Origin of the sequence: Nostoc sp., assembly GCF_036919595.1 — a bacterium.
Classification (GTDB): domain Bacteria; phylum Cyanobacteriota; class Cyanobacteriia; order Cyanobacteriales; family Nostocaceae; genus Nostoc.
The window spans coordinates 1-19195 of record NZ_JBALCO010000024.1 but is presented as its reverse complement, the minus strand read 5'-3'; the positions used below and the strand labels follow the sequence as shown (position 1 = coordinate 19195).

General features: G+C 42.0%; 18 protein-coding genes and 1 pseudogene. 8 read left to right on the top strand and 11 right to left on the bottom strand.

Annotation, left to right across the window (positions count from 1 at the left end; genetic code table 11):
• Nucleotides 1-99: 99 nt before the first annotated feature.
• Nucleotides 100-813, top strand: a pseudogene (locus V7K21_RS03285) (tetratricopeptide repeat protein); the annotation flags it as partial.
• A gap of 279 nt (nt 814-1092) precedes the next feature.
• Here V7K21_RS03285 and V7K21_RS03280 read toward each other — a convergent pair.
• A complete protein-coding gene (locus V7K21_RS03280; RefSeq protein WP_335171501.1) occupies nt 1093-1245 on the bottom strand; it encodes a hypothetical protein in 153 nt (50 codons plus the stop codon).
• Nucleotides 1246-1273: 28 nt separating this feature from the next.
• Between V7K21_RS03280 and V7K21_RS03275 the strand changes: the two genes are divergently transcribed.
• A complete protein-coding gene (locus tag V7K21_RS03275) occupies nt 1274-1462 on the top strand; it encodes a hypothetical protein (RefSeq protein ID WP_335171499.1) in 189 nt (62 codons plus the stop codon).
• A gap of 400 nt (nt 1463-1862) precedes the next feature.
• On the opposite strand, the gene V7K21_RS03270 is transcribed toward V7K21_RS03275, so the two are convergent.
• From V7K21_RS03270 to V7K21_RS03230, 9 genes are all read right to left on the bottom strand, one after another.
• Nucleotides 1863-2318 (bottom strand): peptidoglycan-binding domain-containing protein, encoded by a 456-nt coding sequence (locus V7K21_RS03270; protein ID WP_335171497.1) that lies wholly within the window; start codon nt 2316-2318, stop codon nt 1863-1865.
• 623 nt (nt 2319-2941) lie between these two features.
• A complete protein-coding gene (locus tag V7K21_RS03265) occupies nt 2942-3901 on the bottom strand; it encodes a VOC family protein (RefSeq protein ID WP_335171495.1) in 960 nt (319 codons plus the stop codon).
• Nucleotides 3902-4045: 144 nt separating this feature from the next.
• Entirely contained in the window at nt 4046-5410 is a 1365-nt protein-coding gene (locus tag V7K21_RS03260) for an NAD(P)/FAD-dependent oxidoreductase (protein WP_335171493.1), read from the bottom strand.
• 51 nt (nt 5411-5461) lie between these two features.
• Nucleotides 5462-5707, bottom strand: coding sequence for a hypothetical protein (locus tag V7K21_RS03255; RefSeq protein ID WP_335171491.1), 246 nt, complete (start codon nt 5705-5707; stop codon nt 5462-5464).
• A gap of 39 nt (nt 5708-5746) precedes the next feature.
• Nucleotides 5747-6412 carry a cytochrome c oxidase subunit 3 gene (locus V7K21_RS03250; RefSeq protein ID WP_335171489.1) on the bottom strand — a complete coding sequence of 222 codons (666 nt, stop codon included), beginning with the start codon at nt 6410-6412 and terminating at the stop codon, nt 5747-5749.
• A 95-nt stretch (nt 6413-6507) separates the two neighbouring features.
• Nucleotides 6508-8190: a cytochrome c oxidase subunit I gene (locus tag V7K21_RS03245; protein ID WP_335171486.1), complete on the bottom strand. Its 1683-nt coding sequence runs from the start codon at nt 8188-8190 to the stop codon at nt 6508-6510.
• Nucleotides 8180-9097, bottom strand: coding sequence for a cytochrome c oxidase subunit II (locus V7K21_RS03240; RefSeq protein ID WP_335171484.1), 918 nt, complete (start codon nt 9095-9097; stop codon nt 8180-8182). Before V7K21_RS03240 ends, V7K21_RS03245 begins: the two co-directional genes overlap by 11 nt.
• Nucleotides 9098-9121: 24 nt before the next feature.
• Nucleotides 9122-9715 (bottom strand): DUF2231 domain-containing protein, encoded by a 594-nt coding sequence (locus V7K21_RS03235; RefSeq protein WP_335171481.1) that lies wholly within the window; start codon nt 9713-9715, stop codon nt 9122-9124.
• A complete protein-coding gene (locus V7K21_RS03230; RefSeq protein ID WP_335171479.1) occupies nt 9712-10206 on the bottom strand; it encodes a DUF2231 domain-containing protein in 495 nt (164 codons plus the stop codon). The genes V7K21_RS03235 and V7K21_RS03230 overlap by 4 nt, the downstream gene beginning before the upstream one ends.
• Nucleotides 10207-10886: 680 nt before the next feature.
• Here V7K21_RS03230 and V7K21_RS03225 point away from each other — a divergent pair.
• The 6 genes from V7K21_RS03225 to V7K21_RS03200 all read left to right on the top strand — a co-directional run bounded on the left by V7K21_RS03225 (nt 10887) and on the right by V7K21_RS03200 (nt 19030).
• Entirely contained in the window at nt 10887-11699 is an 813-nt protein-coding gene (locus V7K21_RS03225) for an SDR family oxidoreductase (protein WP_335171477.1), read from the top strand.
• A gap of 449 nt (nt 11700-12148) precedes the next feature.
• Nucleotides 12149-14278: an amylo-alpha-1,6-glucosidase gene (locus V7K21_RS03220; protein ID WP_335171475.1), complete on the top strand. Its 2130-nt coding sequence runs from the start codon at nt 12149-12151 to the stop codon at nt 14276-14278.
• Nucleotides 14279-14346: 68 nt separating this feature from the next.
• A complete protein-coding gene (locus V7K21_RS03215; protein ID WP_335171473.1) occupies nt 14347-14727 on the top strand; it encodes a hypothetical protein in 381 nt (126 codons plus the stop codon).
• A 199-nt stretch (nt 14728-14926) separates the two neighbouring features.
• Nucleotides 14927-15865: a cation diffusion facilitator family transporter gene (locus tag V7K21_RS03210; RefSeq protein ID WP_335171471.1), complete on the top strand. Its 939-nt coding sequence runs from the start codon at nt 14927-14929 to the stop codon at nt 15863-15865.
• Between the two features lie 59 nt (nt 15866-15924).
• Nucleotides 15925-18321: a glycoside hydrolase family 15 protein gene (locus tag V7K21_RS03205; protein ID WP_335171469.1), complete on the top strand. Its 2397-nt coding sequence runs from the start codon at nt 15925-15927 to the stop codon at nt 18319-18321.
• A gap of 106 nt (nt 18322-18427) precedes the next feature.
• The gene (locus V7K21_RS03200; RefSeq protein ID WP_335171467.1) at nt 18428-19030 is read left to right on the top strand and encodes a DUF4232 domain-containing protein; all 603 of its coding nucleotides are present in this window, start codon (nt 18428-18430) and stop codon (nt 19028-19030) included.
• 6 nt (nt 19031-19036) lie between these two features.
• Here the strand turns inward: V7K21_RS03200 and V7K21_RS03195 are convergent, their stop codons facing one another.
• Nucleotides 19037-19174 carry a hypothetical protein gene (locus V7K21_RS03195; RefSeq protein WP_335171465.1) on the bottom strand — a complete coding sequence of 46 codons (138 nt, stop codon included), beginning with the start codon at nt 19172-19174 and terminating at the stop codon, nt 19037-19039.
• Between the last annotated feature and the right edge of the window lie 21 nt (nt 19175-19195).

Sequence of the window (19195 nt, the reverse complement as noted above, 5' to 3'; positions counted from 1 at the left end):
TGCCATTGAGCGAAACTCTTTTCATGGTGAGTGGAACTATATTATCAAACCCCAAATTTCTCCCTAATTGTTCAACTTATTTTTACATGATGCCTTATTGAATATGTCAGCGATGATGATTTATACTGGGTATTGACTGGCAATGGTCAGTTTTACAATGCTCAAGGATTGTATGAGAAAGCAGCACTTTGGTATGAGCAGTGTGTAAAAACCACTAAACAACGCTTGGGAGAAGAACATCCTGATGTCGCCACTAGCCTCAATAACCTCGCGTTACTCTACAGTTACCAAGGCAGATACAGCGAAGCCGAACCCTTACACATCCAAGCTTTGGCACTCAGCCGCAAACTGCTAGGTGAAGAACACCCTGATGTTGCAGATAGCCTCAACAACCTAGGAAAATTTTACAGTTACCAAGGCAGATACAGCGAAGCCGAACCCTTGTACATCCAAGATTTGGCACTCAGCCGCAAACTGCTAGGTAAAGAACATCCATCTGTCGCACTTAGCCTCGGCAACCTAGCGTTACTCTATCATTTTCAAGGCAGATACAGCGAAGCCGAACCCTTGTACATCCAAGCTTTGGCATTCAGGCGCAAACTGCTAGGTGAAGAACATCCCCATGTTGCAGTTAGCCTCAACAACCTAGCGAAGTTGTACTACTCCCAAACAATTTACAGCAAAGCTGAACCGTTATACCTGCAAGCGTTAGATATTTTTGAGCGTCGGTTAGGGGTAGATCATCCCTGGACTCTAAAGTGTTGTGAAAATTTAGCAAATCTGCGCGATCGCCTCGCCTCAAATCAAGAATAGACTATAGAGGGATACCAATCTACAGTTTTTGTGCAAACCGTACCATGCTAAAACTTGAAGGAGCGATCACCTAAACTAAAATTCATAATTGAATTAAGTAAAAATGCCTGATTATTTTCTCAAAATGGCATTTGACTTACTCAAAAGAAGCTCTTGCTTTCTCAAAAGCAGTTTTCACTTTCTCATTTTAGTGTTTTCCGCAAGCAAAAGCAGCTTTTACTTTCTCAAAAGCAGCTTTTGCTTACTCATTTAAGTAATTCACGCATTCATTTTGGTATATCATTGATCCGAAAAAAAAGCGTAGGCGTAGCCCGTCGGAGACATCGCTCTAGAAAAGAAGTGTAAATCTAGAAGCGATCGCGTCAAGGGAGTTGCTGACAACGAACTCACTAAAAAACCCGCTGATGCATCAACTGCAAGGCATCTGCACACACTCAGACCTGAATCGTTACACCCAGCTTTGTTTTGGGTGATGTGGGTTGTCTACATCATCTCTGATGCGTCGCTATGTCTTGCACTGCTTACCGACGATGCGGTGAGAAGATTTCTCAAATTACCAGAGCCTGACTATTATGCCTTGCTGATTGCGATCGCAGTAACAATCGCTTGTCTCTGGACGAACAAAGCTCGACTGAAGCAGGAAATTTAAAACAAGGAATCAGATAATGCTGCCTGTCGCGTTCAACTAGAGCGCCAGAAAGCAGAATCTGAAGGGTTAATCAAAGGCGTTTTACTCACGAGGAAAAATATTCGCTTCAGCTTTTGCTAGTGCCTTGGCTAAGTGCAGGGGAAACAGCCAGAATTCGTTAGTGGCTGAGAGCGATCGCAATCCTCAAACCCCTACTGACACAGCAAATACTCTACTTGCTCTGTCAGTCCTTGGATTGATCAAATCGTTTGATTCAGCCCCTGAAATGCGGGGGCTGCTGAACAACTATTTTGGAATCGGAGAGTACCCTTAAAACATATGCATTTTTAAGTGAGCTTTTAACTCACTCTCCACTTATGTTTCTTATCTGTTCCCTATTCCCTGTCCCTTGCAAATCATCTTATTTTAGAGATGCTAAAGTGCGACGTCCAAGTATTCCGTCTGCTCTTAATCCTTTAGACTTTTGAAATTTCATCACCGCTAAACGTGTCTTGTTATCAAAGACACCATCCACATTTGCGGTATAGAATCCTTGCTGCTTTAAAGCATTCTGAGCAGTTTTGACTGCTTCTCCTCTACTACCTACTGTCAGTACGCCACTATGCTTTGCCATACTATTAGACTTATGCATAGCATTCTTGTGCATAGTATTAGGCTTTTTCATGGTGTTGACTTGCGGAGTATTTTGTGCCAGGTGGGTAGCAGTAGTTGGATTATGGCTTTTATTATTGGTTAAAGAGTAACCAGGCAAAGCAGTAGCTAGAGTCAAAGCCGGGATCAAAGCAAGTACTTTCCAATTCATTTTCTTGTTCCTTCCAATTATGATAAATTTTGCAATTTTGATTTGAAGAGTCATGCTACAAGAGTTTGTACCTAATAGTGATTCTCCTCGATCAACTCTAGTGTGTGGATTTGGTATAGAGTGAACCTATTTTTTAACCCAGAGCTATAGCATCACACGTTATATTGACAGAGTTATTGCAAAAATGTGATAAAAGTGTGACAAAAGCATGACTAATTTATTAAGGGTTATGTAGCACAAGCCGATACTTTTGATTTGTGATAATTTCTCTAATAACCTTCTGCAATTAGCAGATGTGTCCATCAGTATCTTTACCTAGATAACTCTGCTGAGAAGGACTTGTACTATCACTAAACTGTACAATCTGCGATGATACAAACTGAATCCCTTTGTGCTTTAACCTATCCAGAGTCTATTTTATTTACTGTTTAACTGTTGATTGCGATGCCTGCGGCGGGCTACGCCTACGCAATGCATCCCGTAAGGAAAAAAAGGGATTACAGTTTTAGTCCTTGGTGTATATTCTTTGAATACTCTCATTTTTTGACGATGAATTATCGTTAAGACTGCACTGTACCAGATGGGCAATTTAATCAAAAGTTTAAATGTTTTGTATGGAACTTGCTCATTGTTGAAACTAAGAAAATAAACAGTATCGTCAAATAATTCCATTTACATTATTTTGCAATTAGCAATATTGCGTGTCCATCAGGGTCTTTAACTATACAACCCTTTTGGTAAGGACTTATATTATCTGCAAACTGCACAATCCGTGATGATACAAACTGAACCCCATTTTGCCGCAGTATCTCTACCGTCTGCTTAATATCATTAACAACAAGCTCAATTTGCACCCTTGCAATATCACAACTTTTCCAGTCACTCGGTATAGGACGACCTTTTCCAGGCACAAGGTAGTCTAGCAATTCAATCCCTAAGCCGCCTTGAGCAGGTCGCAGTGCTGTAATTCGGACTTTTGCTCCAGGCAAGTTATCCAAGCGAGTTTGGGTAGGACGCCAGTTGAGACTGTGGCTATCGACTTGCATTCCCAAGAGGTCGCGGTAAAAGTGTAGACTGTGCTCAGTGTTAGAAATAGCGATCGCACTATGATCAATTCCCAAAAACAAGCGATTCCTGTTTTGATGCCATTTATCCTGTCCTTTCTCGGCAGGAAACCAAATTAACTCTAAATCATGACCATCAGGGTCTTTAAACTTAAAGGCACGAACCCCACCAGATTGTTCATTGTCAGATAGGATTATCTGCGGTGAAACGGAAATCGGTTCAATCGGAAATGAACACACTTGTGCATAAGCGCGATCCATATCACTCACCACAATTGCCAGATGTTGAAACCATAAATCATTACTTTGAGAATCTTTTGGGATGGGTTTTCCCTGAATGTTTAAATACTCCATTAACTCGATGAATTCATCACCTAGTTGCAAGGTGACAATACGAATTTTTGCCTCAGTTATGCCTTCTAGGTCGCTGTTATCCTGCCCTTCAACTGTGATGTCAGAAATTAGTTCAAAACCAAGCGCTTCTTTATAGAAATTTAAAGAGAGATCACAGTTTTTCACCGTTAATCCAATAGCTCGAATTTTTTGTACCTGTACATTGATTTGGCTAGGCATATTTAACAGCCCTTAAACTTGCAACTGGACTTTGGACTAAAAGGTATTGGTAATTGGGCATGGGGCATTGGGCATTAATCATTAGTTTAGAGGTTTTTTCTTCTGCCTTCATTTTTTCCTGCTCCCCCTGCTTTCTGCCTTTTTTTAATCTTTATTATCCTCATCTCCCAACATTTTCAGTAATTTTCTTGCAGCTAAAATACCCACAAATCCTGCACCGACTATTTCCGCTGCTTGCACCACTTTTTTACTTACATCTTGAGGGTTGAGGTGCTGATGAAAAATCTCTTCGTCTACCCATTCAGTTGTGGCTTTAAAATCATGAATTGGTGTTGGCAACAGCGTTAAATAAGTGGCATGACGGATTAAATGTGCGGGTTCGCCTACAACTTCAAAAACATTGAATAAGTTAGCAGCAGCATTATCTACCCCTAATTTCAAAAGAGTTCCACGGGTATTAACCTTAATAGGTTTGAGTTCTTTTCCTAGAGCGATCGCTTTCAAATTATGGGCAATATTAGCTCCTTGCTGATAAGCTACTTGAGCTGTAGGCGGTAGCGAATTATCCTGAAGTCCCGCACAATCACCGCCTGCAAAAACTTCTGGAAAGTCCAGCAGTTGCATGGTGGGAGTGACTATTGGGAGACCATGATACCGATGCTCTTGAGAAATTGGTAAATCTTTAATCAGTGGATGGACAGAAGTTCCAGCTGTCCAGATTGCAGTATGTGTTGCTAATTTCTTAATTTGCTCATTGTGCTTATATTCAATAGCATTAGGATGAATAGCAGTGACTTCTGCTCCCGTGAGTATTTCAATTGGTATCCGGCGTTTTTGTAATTCTTTCTCAGCAATTGGGCGCAGCGGATTGTTAATATCGTCATTCAGGATTTCTTTGCCATGATTAAGCAATACTAGCCGGATTTCACTAGAATTACCTCCCAAAACTTCATACCAATGTGGCAGAAAATCAGCTAAAGTTGCTGCCATTTCTACGCCACTAGAACCACCACCAACCACTCCTACTGTGAGCAGTTTTCGGCGTTCTTCTAAATCTTCCGTTTGCACTGCTCGTTGTAAACGATCGCGTAAATGACGTTCAAGAGCGATCGCATCTGCTTGTGTCCAGAAAGGAAAGGCATTTTCTTTAGCACCCTCAACCTGATGATAGGTAGTAACGCTACCTAAAGCTAATACTAAATTGCTGTAGTTGTAGGAGTTTCCTGAAGTTAATTTGACTTCCCGTTGATGCAAATCTATCGATTGCACTGCATCTTGAACAAAAATCACACCACTACCTTTGAGTAGTTCCGAAAAGCGCGGGACTACCTGAAAGGTATCCATCTCGCCATTGAAATATTCATATAATAGCGGTTTAAAGCAAAAACGCTCGTTTTGATCAATCAAGATAACAGAGCGAGGATAATGTTCGTGAGCTAGGTGTAAAGCTGTAAATAGTCCTGTAAAGCCACCGCCGATAATCACAGTTTGATAAACTGGGCTGTTCATGAAATACTCTCCAAACTCTTCTGACAGGATGTTCAATTAATTAGCACTTTCCTATATTAATAACAAGAAAGTAATTAAAACAATGCTCAGGATCACAGCGAATACAATAGCGTATTCAACTCGGCGACTAAAAAATCCTACAGCAGCAATTAGAGCGATCGCCAGCCCAATAATGCCAACATATTGCTGTTTTTGTAACCCACGTGCAATTAGTGGGTCTTGACCTGGTACTGGAGTTTCCTGAATTGCTTTTGGCTCACGTTGTGATGCTGGTATTTCTTGCAAGTATAAGTTCATAAAATTACTCCTTAAAATACTTATAATCTATGAATGTTTTTATGCTCGCCAAATGTAGATAAGCGAGGAAAGGAAGACCCAAACTACATCAACAAAGTGCCAAAATAGAGTGGTCGCACTTATCCCGAAGTGAGTCTTATTATAGTTGCCTGGAATGAAGGAGCGAATCAGCATAATTATCTGAAGCACAACACCAGCCAGAACGTGTAGACCGTGAAAGCCTGTTAACAAGTAGAATGTAGAACCAACTAACCCTGTAGTAATCTTGAAATCGAGATTTTTCCACTCAATTAATAGACCAATTAAGAAGTAAGTTCCCATTGCGATCGTTATCAGCCACAGCCAGCGAAATTTCTTAAGTTGATTCCGCTTGAGGGCATTTTCTGCTGGTTGAATGACGAAGCTACTGGAAAGTAATACTACCGTATTAATAATTACAGGTGTAGACAATTCTGGGCCAGAAATACCAGGCGGTAGCCAGTTATTAGTAGTCAGTCGCAGAACAACATAAGTAAAGATAAAACTTAAAAAGATGATGCTTTCCGACAGCAGGAATACAGTAAACCCGAACATTCCCTTACCATGATGATCTTCATGAGTACCGCCACCACTTGGTAGGAAGCGCTGTAACCGATTTGGCAAGCGTAGCCGCCACAGATCAAAACGGATAGGACTTTCATCTTTATGAATAGGGCGACGTTGCATAACTCAATTGGGGCATTGGGCATTGGGCATTGGTCAAACAGGGCATGGGGCATGGGTTATCCTCCTTATCCCCTTTTTCCTCTGTAAAAGGTGTTTTATTCTTGCTCACCATTATCAGCATCTAGGACTACCGAGTACTTTGGATCACCGTAGTCATAAGGAGGTTTTGTCACAACCGGAATCTCCTCAAAGTTCTCTGGTGGAGGTGGTGAAGAGGTTGTCCATTCCAGTCCGGTAGCGTGCCAAGGATTGTTAACTGCCTTTGGCCCGTAAAGCCAAGAGCCTACCATGTTAGCAATAAAAGGCAGTGTCGATGCTCCTAGCAAAAATGACCCCAAGCTAGCGATGACATTCCATCCCTGATACTGTGGGTCGTAGGAAGAAACTCGGCGGAGCATCCCTTGTAAACCTAATGGGTGCATGGAGAAGAAGGTGATATTGGCAGGAATAAAGGTGAGCCAGAAATGCAGCTTACCCCAACCCTCGGCATACATTCTTCCAGTTATCTTGGGAAACCAGTAGTAAATTGCCGCGAAGATTGCCATTGTGATCGTGTTAAAAACGATGTAGTGGAAGTGTCCCACAACAAAGTAAGTATTATTAACGTGGATATCAAATGGCGTGGCAGCAAGCATTATACCAGTAACACCGCCAAAAATAAACATTGCTGCACCTCCCATCGCAAACAGCATTGGTGTCTCTAGGTGCAGCTTACTCCTCCAGATGGTGGCAGTCCAAGCGAAGGCTTTAATACCAGTGGGTATTGCAACTAACATTGAGGTAGCCATGAAGGTCATCCGCATCCAACCAGGGGTGGCACTGGTGAACATATGATGTACCCAAACGAAGATGCTGACCGCAGCAATACCTAAAGTAGCGATCGCAACTGACCGATAACCAAATAGGGGATTGCGAGAAAATGCAGGCAAAACCTCAGCAAAAATGCCGAAGGCTGGTAGTGCCATGATATAAACTGCTGGGTGAGAGTAGAACCAGAATAGGTGTTGGTAAATGATCGGGTCGCCATTTGCGTCCGGTTTAAAAAATTGTGTACCGAAGGAAAGGTCAAACAACAGCAGGATCAATGCAGCCGTCAAGGCAGGCAAATTAATCAGTTGCAATAACTGGGCGCTAAAAACTGACCACACAAAGACGGGCATTCGGAAAAATGTCATCCCTGGTGCCCGCATCCAAAAGATAGTAGTTACAAAGTTGACAGCCCCCATAATTGAAGAAATACCGATCAGGACTAGGCTAACTATCCAAATGAATTCACCGTTAATGAACTGATCGCCTGGAACTTGCAGACTAATTGGTGGATAAGACCACCAGCCAGCTTGTGCAGTCCCGTTAGGTAGGAAGAAGCTAGACAGTAGTAAAAGACCAGCTGGTGGCAGAATCCAAAAGGAGATGGCGTTGAGCAGGGGAAAAGACATGTCCCGCGCTCCAATCATTAGCGGCACTAAGTAGTTAGAAAGACCTGCATTGAAGGGAATAATCCACAGGAAAATCATGATTGTCCCGTGCATGGTGAACAAACCATTGTAGAGGGGACGATCAACTAAATTTGATTCCGGGGTGAGTAACTCAGCCCGGATGAGCATAGCCAACAGCCCGCCAATCAAGAAGAAAATGAAGGTCATCACCATGTACTGAACTCCAATCACCTTATGATCGGTGTTGAAGCTGAAATATTCCCGCCAAGTATTCTCAGACTTGTTCTGGTAATTTTTTGATTCTTGATCCCCGGTAATATCTTCACTCAAATCATGTGTCATTAGTTAGCTTCCTTTTATTGGCAACGGCAGGTTGAGCCGGTGCGACGGTGTACCAGCCGCTATTGAACAATGTTTTCGGTGGTTGGATATTTTCGGCAACTGCCTGATTTGCTGGAGTTTGTTCGCTAGTAGTTTGCGTGAGCCACTGGTTATATTTATCAAGGGATTCAACGTATACGTCCGTTTCCATTAAGGCAAAGTAAGTACCACTAAATTGAGAATCTTTTAGCCGATATTTGCCTTCACGAATGGGTGTTAGAACAAGATTAATCTTCCGCCCTGGAACAATATCCTGCTTTAAGCGAAACTCAGAGACGTAGAAACCGTGGATCACATCCTGCGCTTGCAGATTTAAGCGAGTGCTGCGATTGATCGGCAGATGCAGTTGATTACTAGTAACATTATTTGGATAACGAAAAGACCAATCCCACTGTTTAGCGAAAACATCAATAGTTTCAGACGCAGGTTTGGGGACATCGCTGACGGTTGCGGCGTAGGCGGGTGCAGATTCTAGGGGTGTATGCAAATGCACAATTTGGTTTAGACCAAGAATATTTAATTGCTGATAAATATTGAAGCTTTGCAAAGCAATCCACACTACTAACAAAGTCGGAATTGTTGTCCACAATATTTCTAGCCTCGCATCACCTCTAGAGGGATGTCCCTCGCTGTAGTCTTTTGGACTGGCACGATGGAAGATGATCGCATACACCATAATGCCAACCAGCCCCAGAAAGATGAATGCTCCAATTGAGACTAAGAAGCTAAACAAATCATCTACCCGTTGTGCTTCTGTTGTAGCTTGGGGAGGCATCCAAGAAAACGCCTGCTGCCCAATCCACCGACTGATGACGAGCAGCACTGCTACATAAAACGCCATTAATACATATTCAAAAACACTAAACATAAAGTTCGATAAATTCTCGTTTAATTATTTGTTGTAAAGATTTTTGGAAATGGTATTAGCAGCGGTAATGTGAATCCCAAATTCCTCTCCCAATTGCGCCCCCAAAGTTCCGTGAACGAATAATATGCCCATTATCGCAATGCCTGCTAACAAGTAACTCCACTGCACCTGCCTCGAAGCATCTTTACGCCAGCGGTAGCGTTGCAAACCTCTCCATACAGTCATGCCTACAATGATCCCCAACAGCAGAACGCCACCCAAACCATGTAAAAGCATTGTCCAACCAGCATTTAACCCCCAAGCACTCTTTTGAGCAACTGGTGCATTTGCCAACAGTAGCTCAAAAAACCCAGCAGCAACCGTGAAAAACGTGATAGCTGCTGCTGCTATAAGGTTGTACCAGCCGACATCAAAAAAGCTAGAACGGATAGCAGTCATTCCCAAAAATTTGAAAATTGGCTTTTCTAAGGGAAATAGCGCTCCTGCTATATCAAAAACGATCGCAATGATCAACAAACCCAGCGTTAGATGCACCAACTGCGGATGTACAGGAATTTCGTAGGGTAATCCGTTAGCACCCAGCCGCAATCTCAACTGTTCAATCAGTTGCCAGTTCATGGTGAAACTCCCTGTTTCATGGCTTGAACTACAGGCTCCACGTGCAACCCATATACCCAAAACAGTTTACTCCCCAAATACACTTGCAAAAACACTAGGCAGACTAAAAATGTTGCAGCACCCAGGTAAGCAGGCGGTACTTTTCGGGGGTTGCGGTTGCGAATCACAAAACGCCAAGCTGCGATCGCCACAACAATAGCCGCCAGTGACCAACCTAAGATAGTATGATAATTTAACGTTGGCTGAACGGCTTGGTAGATGTTTGCCAAACCTGCTTCAAACTGACCAAAAATCACCGCTACAAAAATGGCTGCCGAAGCAACAAACATATTCCAGAAACTCACCTCAAACAAACGCGCGTTGCGGGTGAAATAGCCCAGTACATCGCAGATGAAAGAAAAAAGCACCATCGCGATTACGAAGTGGACGATGATCGGGTGTAGAGGGTCAGGGTATGGTAAATCTTGGTTATTTAGAGACAGACTAGGCATCGCTTCTCCTTCATGGATCTAAGTTTATAGACGCGTTGCATGGAATTGCCATCCGCCTAACGCACCACTCATATTGTCAAGAATATTACTGCTAACGCCGCAGCTAAACCTATTAAAAAACATTGAAAATTTGCGATGCACTTCAAGTTTGAAAGTAAATTTTTAAATAAACAGCTTTATACAGAATTGCTATTCTTCTTGATTTTGTTGATTAGATTGGCTATTTGACAATAGCCAATCAGACATTTTAGAGGCGGCTAAAAATGCCTAACGTCTTGTATGGTTCTCTTCTTTAGGTCATTTAGCTTGATTAACTGAAAATTTTACTTTAACTAATTACACAAGTTGCTTTGAATATACCATAAATTTTTATTAAATTTAATAACAGCTTTAAAATTATAACTTTACAAATCTTAAAAGTAAAGACACACCGTTGTCACAGAAATGATAAATAATTGAAAGATTAATCAGTCAAACAATATACTGTTTATCTTTCTTTAGATAGATTAGGAAAATACTAGGTATTTATTACACTAAAAAAAGTTTTGCTCAAAAAATCAAAACTTTATTAATTTGATAATCTAAATCGTCAACTTAATACTACGCCCAGAAAGCAAAAATCTAATGCAAGTTTTTAGCTACTCGCAACAAACGCAAATTTTAAAAGTACCGAAAGCATTATGAGCTATTCCCCTAACCTGCTTAAAGGTCAAAAAGCAATTGTGACAGGTGCTAGTTCTGGCATTGGTGAAGCTATAGTTCGCCATTTGGCAGCATCAGGTGCAGCAGTAGCTGTTAACTACCATTCGGAAGCTGAAAAAGCCCAAAAAATTGTCGATGATATCAAAGCCGCTAATGGAGAAGCATTTGCCATTCAAGCTGATGTCAGCAAAGAAGACGAAGTAAAGGCGATGTTCAGCAAAACGCTCCAAGAATTTGGCACTATTGATATTTTAGTGAGTAATTCGGGCATTCAAAAAGACTCAGCATTTATAGATATGACCCTTGACCATTGGAACATGGTCATTGGACTAAACCTGACAGGACAATTCTTATGTGCCCGAGAAGCTGCAAAGGAATTCTTGCGTCGAGGTGTCAAGCCTGATATTTCATCTGCCGCAGGTAAGATTATTTGCATGAGTTCCGTGCATCAAGTAATACCTTGGGCGGGGCACGTTAATTATGCTGCTAGTAAGGGTGGTATAAATATGATGATGCAAAGTATTGCTCAAGAACTTGCTCCTCACAAAATTCGTGTCAATAGTATTGCTCCTGGTGCTATTAAAACCCCAATCAATAAATCAGCTTGGGACACACCAGAAGCAGAAGCGAAGTTACTCCAACTGATTCCAGCAAAACGGGTGGGTGATGTTGATGATATTGCCAAAGCAGCGGTTTGGCTAGCTTCTGATGACTCTGATTATGTTAACGGTATAACAATGTTTGTAGATGGTGGCATGACCTTATATCCAGGGTTTGAGGGGAATGGTTAAAATAATTCGTAATTCGTAATTAGGAAATTCATATTTATAGGACTTATGCACAGGTAATCGAAAACGTAGACGCAGAGGACGCAGAGAAGCCAATGCGCCCTTGCGGTTCGCCGACTTGTCCCTTGAGCGTCTCCTGTCTTGAGAAGCAACTGGCGCGACACGGAGGAATGAGAGTTTGAGAGGGTTTTTGCATAAGTCCTAATTTAGTCTGGGTTTCCAGGTTTATATATGTAGTCTCATTTGGTAAAATTGGCAAAGGCACTATTATTTGAGAAAAAGGGGAAAGTATTAATAACCCTCTTTATTAAGGTTTTCAAAGTGTGTATTAATTACGAATTACGTTAGCGAGTTAGAGGCTACGCACAGTCGCTCAAACAACTCTTAGAAACTCTTTGCGAACCCTGTGGAGCGTCATTAGAAATTAGGAATTAGGAATTAGTCTGACTTCTATGCCTACAAAAGTTATTGTCAATCCTAATCTGATCACAATTAACAATGGTTCATCGTTTTTAGTTACAGCTACTGATGGTTCCATTGATGACAATCAAGCCCAAGGTTTTTTTGTTCGTGATACCCGCTTAATTTCTTATTACGAAATTTCTCTCAATCGTTACCAACTTTCACTGCTAGCTTCTAGTAACATCACGCATCACAGTGCGCTTTACCAATTCACTAACCCGGAACTTATCACTGTTAACGGCATTTTCCCTTCTGGTAGTTTGCTTGTAACCATCCACCGCGACATTGTAGGAGGGATGCACGAAGATATCGATATCACCAATCATCACTTAGAAGCAGTTGAGTTTCAACTGATGTTGGCGATTCGTTCAGACTTTGCAGATATCTTTGAGGTGAAAGCAAAGAAGATTTTGACACGGGGAGAGACAGCAACAACATGGAAAGATGGAATACTTTCTACCGAGTACCGTAACGGTTCTTTTGTCCGAGGCATTGTAACTGAGACAGTTTGTGCAAGTTCAACAGCGAGATATGCAAACGGTCGTTTGATGTTTGATGTAGCGATCGCTCCTGGTAAAACATGGCATACCTCTATCAACTTTACAGCCTTAGTCGATGGAAAAATCCTCAAACCTCAAGAAAACTCTACTGTGTCTCGCAATACAAAAGCTGGAGAGATCAGTGATGAATTTCTGACTAGGGCGACAAAGTTGCGATCGTCTAATGCTGATATTCAAGGATTTTATCAGCAGGCGATCGTCGATATGGGAGCTTTGCGGATTGAAGTGGATGATAACGGCCACAAGTTTTGGATGCCTGCGGCTGGTATTCCCTGGTTTATGGCTGTCTTTGGCCGTGACTCTATAATTACCAGCTTGCAAACGATGGCAGTTTACCACGATTTTGCCCGTGGTACGCTTGTCAGGTTGGCTCAACTACAAGCAACTGAGTTAGATGACTGGCATGATGCCCAACCAGGCAAGATGCTGCATGAACTGCGTGAAGACGAGTTAACTAAAATCAATCAACTCCCATACAATCCCTACTACGGAACGGTAGACACTACCATTCTCTGGATTATTACTTTAGCCGAAACCTATTCTTGGAATGCTGACCTTGGGATGTTGGATGAGTGCCGATCGCCACTAGATAAGGCACTGACTTGGATTGATAAATACGGTGATTTTGATGGCGATGGATTTGTTGAGTACTTAACTCATTCAAAAAAGGGATTAGGCAATCAAGGTTGGAAAGATTCAGGTGAATCAATGGTTTACCCGAATGGCAAATTAGTTGATCCCCCAATAGCTTTGTGTGAAGTTCAAGGTTACGTCTACGATGCTTGGCTAAAAGCAGCTTTAATTTATGAAGTCTGGGGAGAAAAAGAGCGATCGCAAAACCTCCGTCAAAAAGCAGAATCACTTTATCAACGATTCAATGAACAATTTTGGATGGATTCAGTTGGCTTTTACTGTCTTGGCTTAGATAGCAACAAGCAGCAAATCCAATCGATCACCTCAAATCCTGGGCATCTACTCTGGTCTGGTATCGTCCCCCAAGAACGAGCGAAAAAGCTGGCCCTGCGACTTTTTCAACCAGATATGTGGTGCGGTTGGGGTGTGCGGACTCTTTCATCTCAAAATCCAGCTTATAACCCAATTAGTTATCAAAGAGGAAGTGTTTGGCCGCACGACAACTCAATCATTGCCGCAGGCTTAAAGCGTTACGGCTACCACGAAGAAGCAAACCGTATTGCTGAGGGGATTTTTGCTGCTGCTAATTATTTTCAATCTGGGCGGATGCCAGAATTATTTGCCGGAATTGAACGCCAAGAGAATAACTTTCCCGTACCTTATCCCGATGCCAATATTCCCCAAGCTTGGGCTGCTGGCTCAATTCTTTTACTGATTCGCACCATTTTAGGACTTGAAGCCGATGCACCACAGCGAAAGTTAAAGGTACAGCCTTCACTACCAGAGTGCTTATCAGAATTGGAACTGATAAATCTAAGTGTAGGAGACGCTACAGTTGGATTGCGCTTTTGGCGGGAAGGGAAACAAACTCAATGGGAAGTTACCAATAAGACAGGCGAATTAGAAGTAGGACTTATGCATCAGTAACGGAAAATCAAGGGTTTGGGCTGGGTATTGGTCATTGGTTTGAAGAAGTTTCAAGAGCAAAGGGACACTTGGAGGTTCTGGATAAGGGTAAATTCGTTTCAGAGACAACAAAAGCCGTTTCGGAGATCGCAAAAGCTGTTTCGGAGATCGCAAAAGCTGTTTCGGAGATCGCAAAAGCTATTTCGGAGATCGCAAAAGCTATTTCGGAGATCGCAAAAGCTGTTTCGGAGATCGCAAAAGCTGTTTCGGAGATCGCAAAAGCTATTTCGGAGATCGCAAAAGCTATTTTGGAGATCGCAAAAGCTGTTTCGGAGATCGCAAAAGCTATTTCGGAGATCGCAAAAGCTATTTCGGAGATCGCAAAAGCTATTTTGGAGATCGCAAAAGCTGTTTCGGAGACTACAAAAGCTATTTTGGAGATTACAAAAGCTATAGCGCTTTTTAATTGAGTCGAATACAGACCTAACCCCCAACCCCTTCCCTACAAGCGAAGGGGAGTAAATTCAAAGCCTCTCTCCTTTTAGGAGAGAGGTTTGGAGAGAGGTCAAAGTGTATTGCATACAAACGAAAAGCGCTATATTTCAGAACTCTCCTCTACCCTTAGAGCCTCTTTAACCCTATTTTTTAGATAGCTACTTCTTTACAATCATGGCAACTGATTCATCTAATAAAACAATTTTTGCAGCGATGGGGGCTAATTTAGCGATCGCTATTACTAAGTTTATCGCTGCCGCCATTACTGGCAGTTCTGCCATGATATCTGAAGGTATTCATTCGGTGGTAGATACTGGCGACCAACTAGTACTTTTGCTGGGAATTCGCATGAGCCAAAAACCAGCAGATGATAGCCATCCGTTTGGTTATGGTCAAGAACTTTACTTCTGGACTTTGATCGTTGCTATTCTTATATTTGCCATTGGTGGCGGGATGTCAATTTATGAAGGAATTACTCATTTAATTAAGCCCAGCCCTTTAGAAGACCCGATGTGGAATTATATTGTATTGACTATAGCAATATTCTTAGAGGGATATTCTTGGACTGTAGCTTTAAAAGAGTTTTTGCCGGCCAAAGGTAAGCAAAATTTTTGGGAAGCAGTCAAAAACAGTAAAGACCCTACAGTATTTACAATATTATTTGAGGATACTGCCGCAGTTTTAGGTTTATTCGTTGCTTTAATCGGAATTTTCTTAGGACATTTATTTAATAATGTTTATTTTGATGGCATCGCCTCGATTATTATTGGGATTATCTTGGCTATAGTAGCAATATTATTAGCTAGGGAAAGTAAAGGATTGTTAGTTGGTGAAAGTGCTAATCCTCAAACTATAGCTAGCATTCGTTTTTTGTCAAAAACAGAGTCAGGGGTACAAGAAGTCATCCGAATACTAACAATGCAGCTTGCACCACAGGAAGTATTACTCAACTTGGAAATTCAGTTTGCTAAAAATCTTACAGGTGAGCAAATAGCCTTGACTGTGGAGAGTTTAGAAGCAAAGATTAGCCAAAAACATCCAGAGATAAAACAAATTTTTATTGAAGCAAAGTCTTTAGCTGCTACTCGCAAATATCCTCAACCTTTGGAATAAAATCTAATTAGATAAATATGAAATACAGCGTTTCCAAAATGCACTCAAAACAATAAATTATGGTAAAAATTATTGGTCAAGGGCAGGCTTTTGGCTCACCAGGCATTGATCCCCGATGGACTCATGCCAATAAAGATGGAGTAGGAACAGCCTACTCTACCGCAAGTCACGTTTGGTTTACTGTCTGGAACGGTATTGTGACAGAAGTCTACCACCCCACAGTAGACAGTCCCCAAATTCGGGATTTGCAGTATCTTATTTCTGACGGGAAAAGCTTTTTCCACGAGGAACAATCCCATCTGGAATCAAAAGTAGAATCTATCTGGACTAATGGTTTAGGATACCGGATCACTAATTCCGATCCACAAGGGCGTTATGCTGTGATCAAAGAAGTAATTGCTGATCCGCATTTATCCTGTATTTTACAACGTACAAAATTAACAGGAGAACCTGAATTTATCTCTCAACTCCAGCTATACGCCTTGTGTGCGCCACATCTAGAAGTTAGTGGCAGAGGTAACAATGGTTACGTTACGGAAGTTGCTGGGCATCGGATTCTAACGGCGCATAAAGGAGGAACATGGCTGGCGCTGGGTGCAACAGTTCCCTTTACGCATCTTTCTTGTGGTTACGTCGGTGAAAGTGATGGCTGGAGAGATTTGGCTGACAATTTCCAAATGGATTGGGAGTTTGGCAGTGCTGTAGATGGTAATATTGCTTTGACTGGAAAACTAAATCTAGATGCTAGTAATGAGTTTACTTTAGGACTGGCATTTGGCACAACTTTGCACAATGCAGTTTCCACACTTTTTCAGTCGCTAAATATTCCTTTCCAAGAGCAGAAGCAAGATTATATCGAACAGTGGGAGCGATCGCGCCAGGGCATCAAACCATTAGAAAATGTATCCTATGATCAAGGGAAGTTGTATCACAACAGCATCAGTCTACTTTTAGCTCATGAAGACAAAGTTTATCCAGGTGCTTTAATCGCATCCCTTGCCATCCCTTGGGGCGAAGCCAAAGATGACCAAGACCAAGGAGGATATCATCTCGTCTGGACGCGGGATATGGTCAGCAGTGTAGCAGGTTTGGTGGCTGCTGGCGAAACTGAAACAGCAGCGCGATCGCTCATTTACCTTGCCACTAGCCAACAGGAAGACGGAGGTTTTGCCCAAAATTTCTGGGTTGATGGCGAACCTTACTGGAAGGGCATCCAGTTGGATGAAGTCGCGTTTCCCATTCTCCTGGGATGGCTATTGCACCAGAAAAATGCTTGCTCAAACTTCGATATCTATCCGATGGTTCAGCGGGCGGCGGGTTATTTAATTCGTCACGGCCCTGCTACGCAACAAGAACGCTGGGAAGAAAATAGCGGTTATTCACCATCAACACTAGCATCTAATATTGCCGCCCTGATTTGTGCTGCTCAATTTGCCCGTGAACGTGGGGATGAAGTAACAGCACAATTTATCGAAGAATACGCCGATTTTTTAGAATCTCACATTGAAGCTTGGACAGTTACTACCGAAGGAACCTTAGTTCCTGGCATCAAACGGCATTATATCAGGATTACTCCTTCAAATATTGATAATCCTCAACCCAACGAAAATCCTAACCAAGGAACTCTTTTGATTAGCAGTCAACCGCCTGGTGAACCAGCAGAATTTCCGGCAAAGGAAATTGTCGATGGTGGGTTTTTACAGTTGGTGCGCTACGGTATTCGTAAACCTGATGACCCGATTATTGTTGATTCTGTGAAAGTAATTGATGCAGTCTTGAAAGTAGATACACCCGTTGGGCCTTGTTGGCATCGTTACAACCACGACGGCTACGGACAGCAAGAAGATGGTAATGCGTATACGGGTTGGGGTAAAGGACGTGCTTGGCCTCTGTTAACGGGAGAACGAGGACATTATGAACTAGCTGCGGGCGGTGATGTCAAAACATATATTAAGGTGATGGAAGGATTTGCTTCAAACACTTGTTTGCTACCAGAACAGGTTTGGGATGAAGCAGATAGACCGGAAATCCATATGTATTTAGGAAAACCAACAGGTTCTGCAATGCCTTTAATGTGGGCGCACGCAGAGTACATTAAGCTGCTACGGTCAAATCATGACGGTCAGGTGTTTGATTTGATTCCAGAGGTGGCGAATCGATATCTAGGCGAAAGACAAAAGTGTAAATTATTGGAAATTTGGAAGTTTAACCGTCAAATAGACAAAGTTAAAAAGGGTTATACACTGCGAATTCACGCTTTAGCATCTTTTCAGTTGCACTGGTCACAGGATAATTGGCAAACTGTAGAAGATAGACCTTCTACTTCCACAAAGTTAGGAGTGAATTTTGTAGACATCTCTGTTTCTGATAACCAGGAACAACCAATCAACTTTACCTTTTTCTGGATTGAAAGCAGTAAATGGGAACAGCACAATTATACAGTTGTAGTTGAATAGTAGTAATTAGCTTTCATCTTTTCATTAAAGAAAATTAGGAATTGGTACAGTGTATGCGGTAGTTAATAAGATGATGAAACGGGCGATCTAATTTTTGAGGCATAAAATGAAATCTTTCCCCAAAGTTCACAGATTTGTAGCTACTTCTAGTGCCAGTACATTCCTGATTTTCATCGCACTCACCATTGGCTGTGCAAATTCCTCTTTAGCCACAGGACAGCAACAACCAAAGCCAGCAACTACAGAGCATTCTAATCCACAAACCAACGTCGCCTCTAATCCTCCACGTTGCCAAACTGAACAATTATCAGTCCGTAAGGTGTCTGGAGATGCAGGTGTAGGAAATGTGGCAATTATTTATGCTTTCACTAATAACGGCTCATCGCCCTGTAATCTTTATGGATATCCTGGATTTGCGTTGCTAAACTCCAAAAATCAGCCTCTAAAGGGGGTTAAGGTCATCCGTTCCCAAAGCACATACTTTTTATCTAAGCAGTCTCTACAAAGAGTAACTCTAGCCCCAGGTGGGCAAGCTTCATTTGAGATTGCTTACAACCACACCAGAAATACTGGTCAGTCGTGCCCGACATCTGTAAAGGTTCAAATCACCCCCCCAAACGCCTACCACCACTTTACCCTTTCTGAAAAAATTAACGCTTGCACAGGTAAAGTCAGAGTTACACCAGTACGAGCAGGCATTATCCAATAGTAGCGATTAATAGCGATTAATAGCGATCGCCTCCGACGAAGAAAAACCTGTTTCGATTGACTTATTAGAGATTTTTCGTAACTGCCCAGGTAGGAATGTCAGGAATATTCCCATGAGGGAAGAAAGATGGTAGTGTTCAAGCATGAATCCAGAAGAAAAAGATCA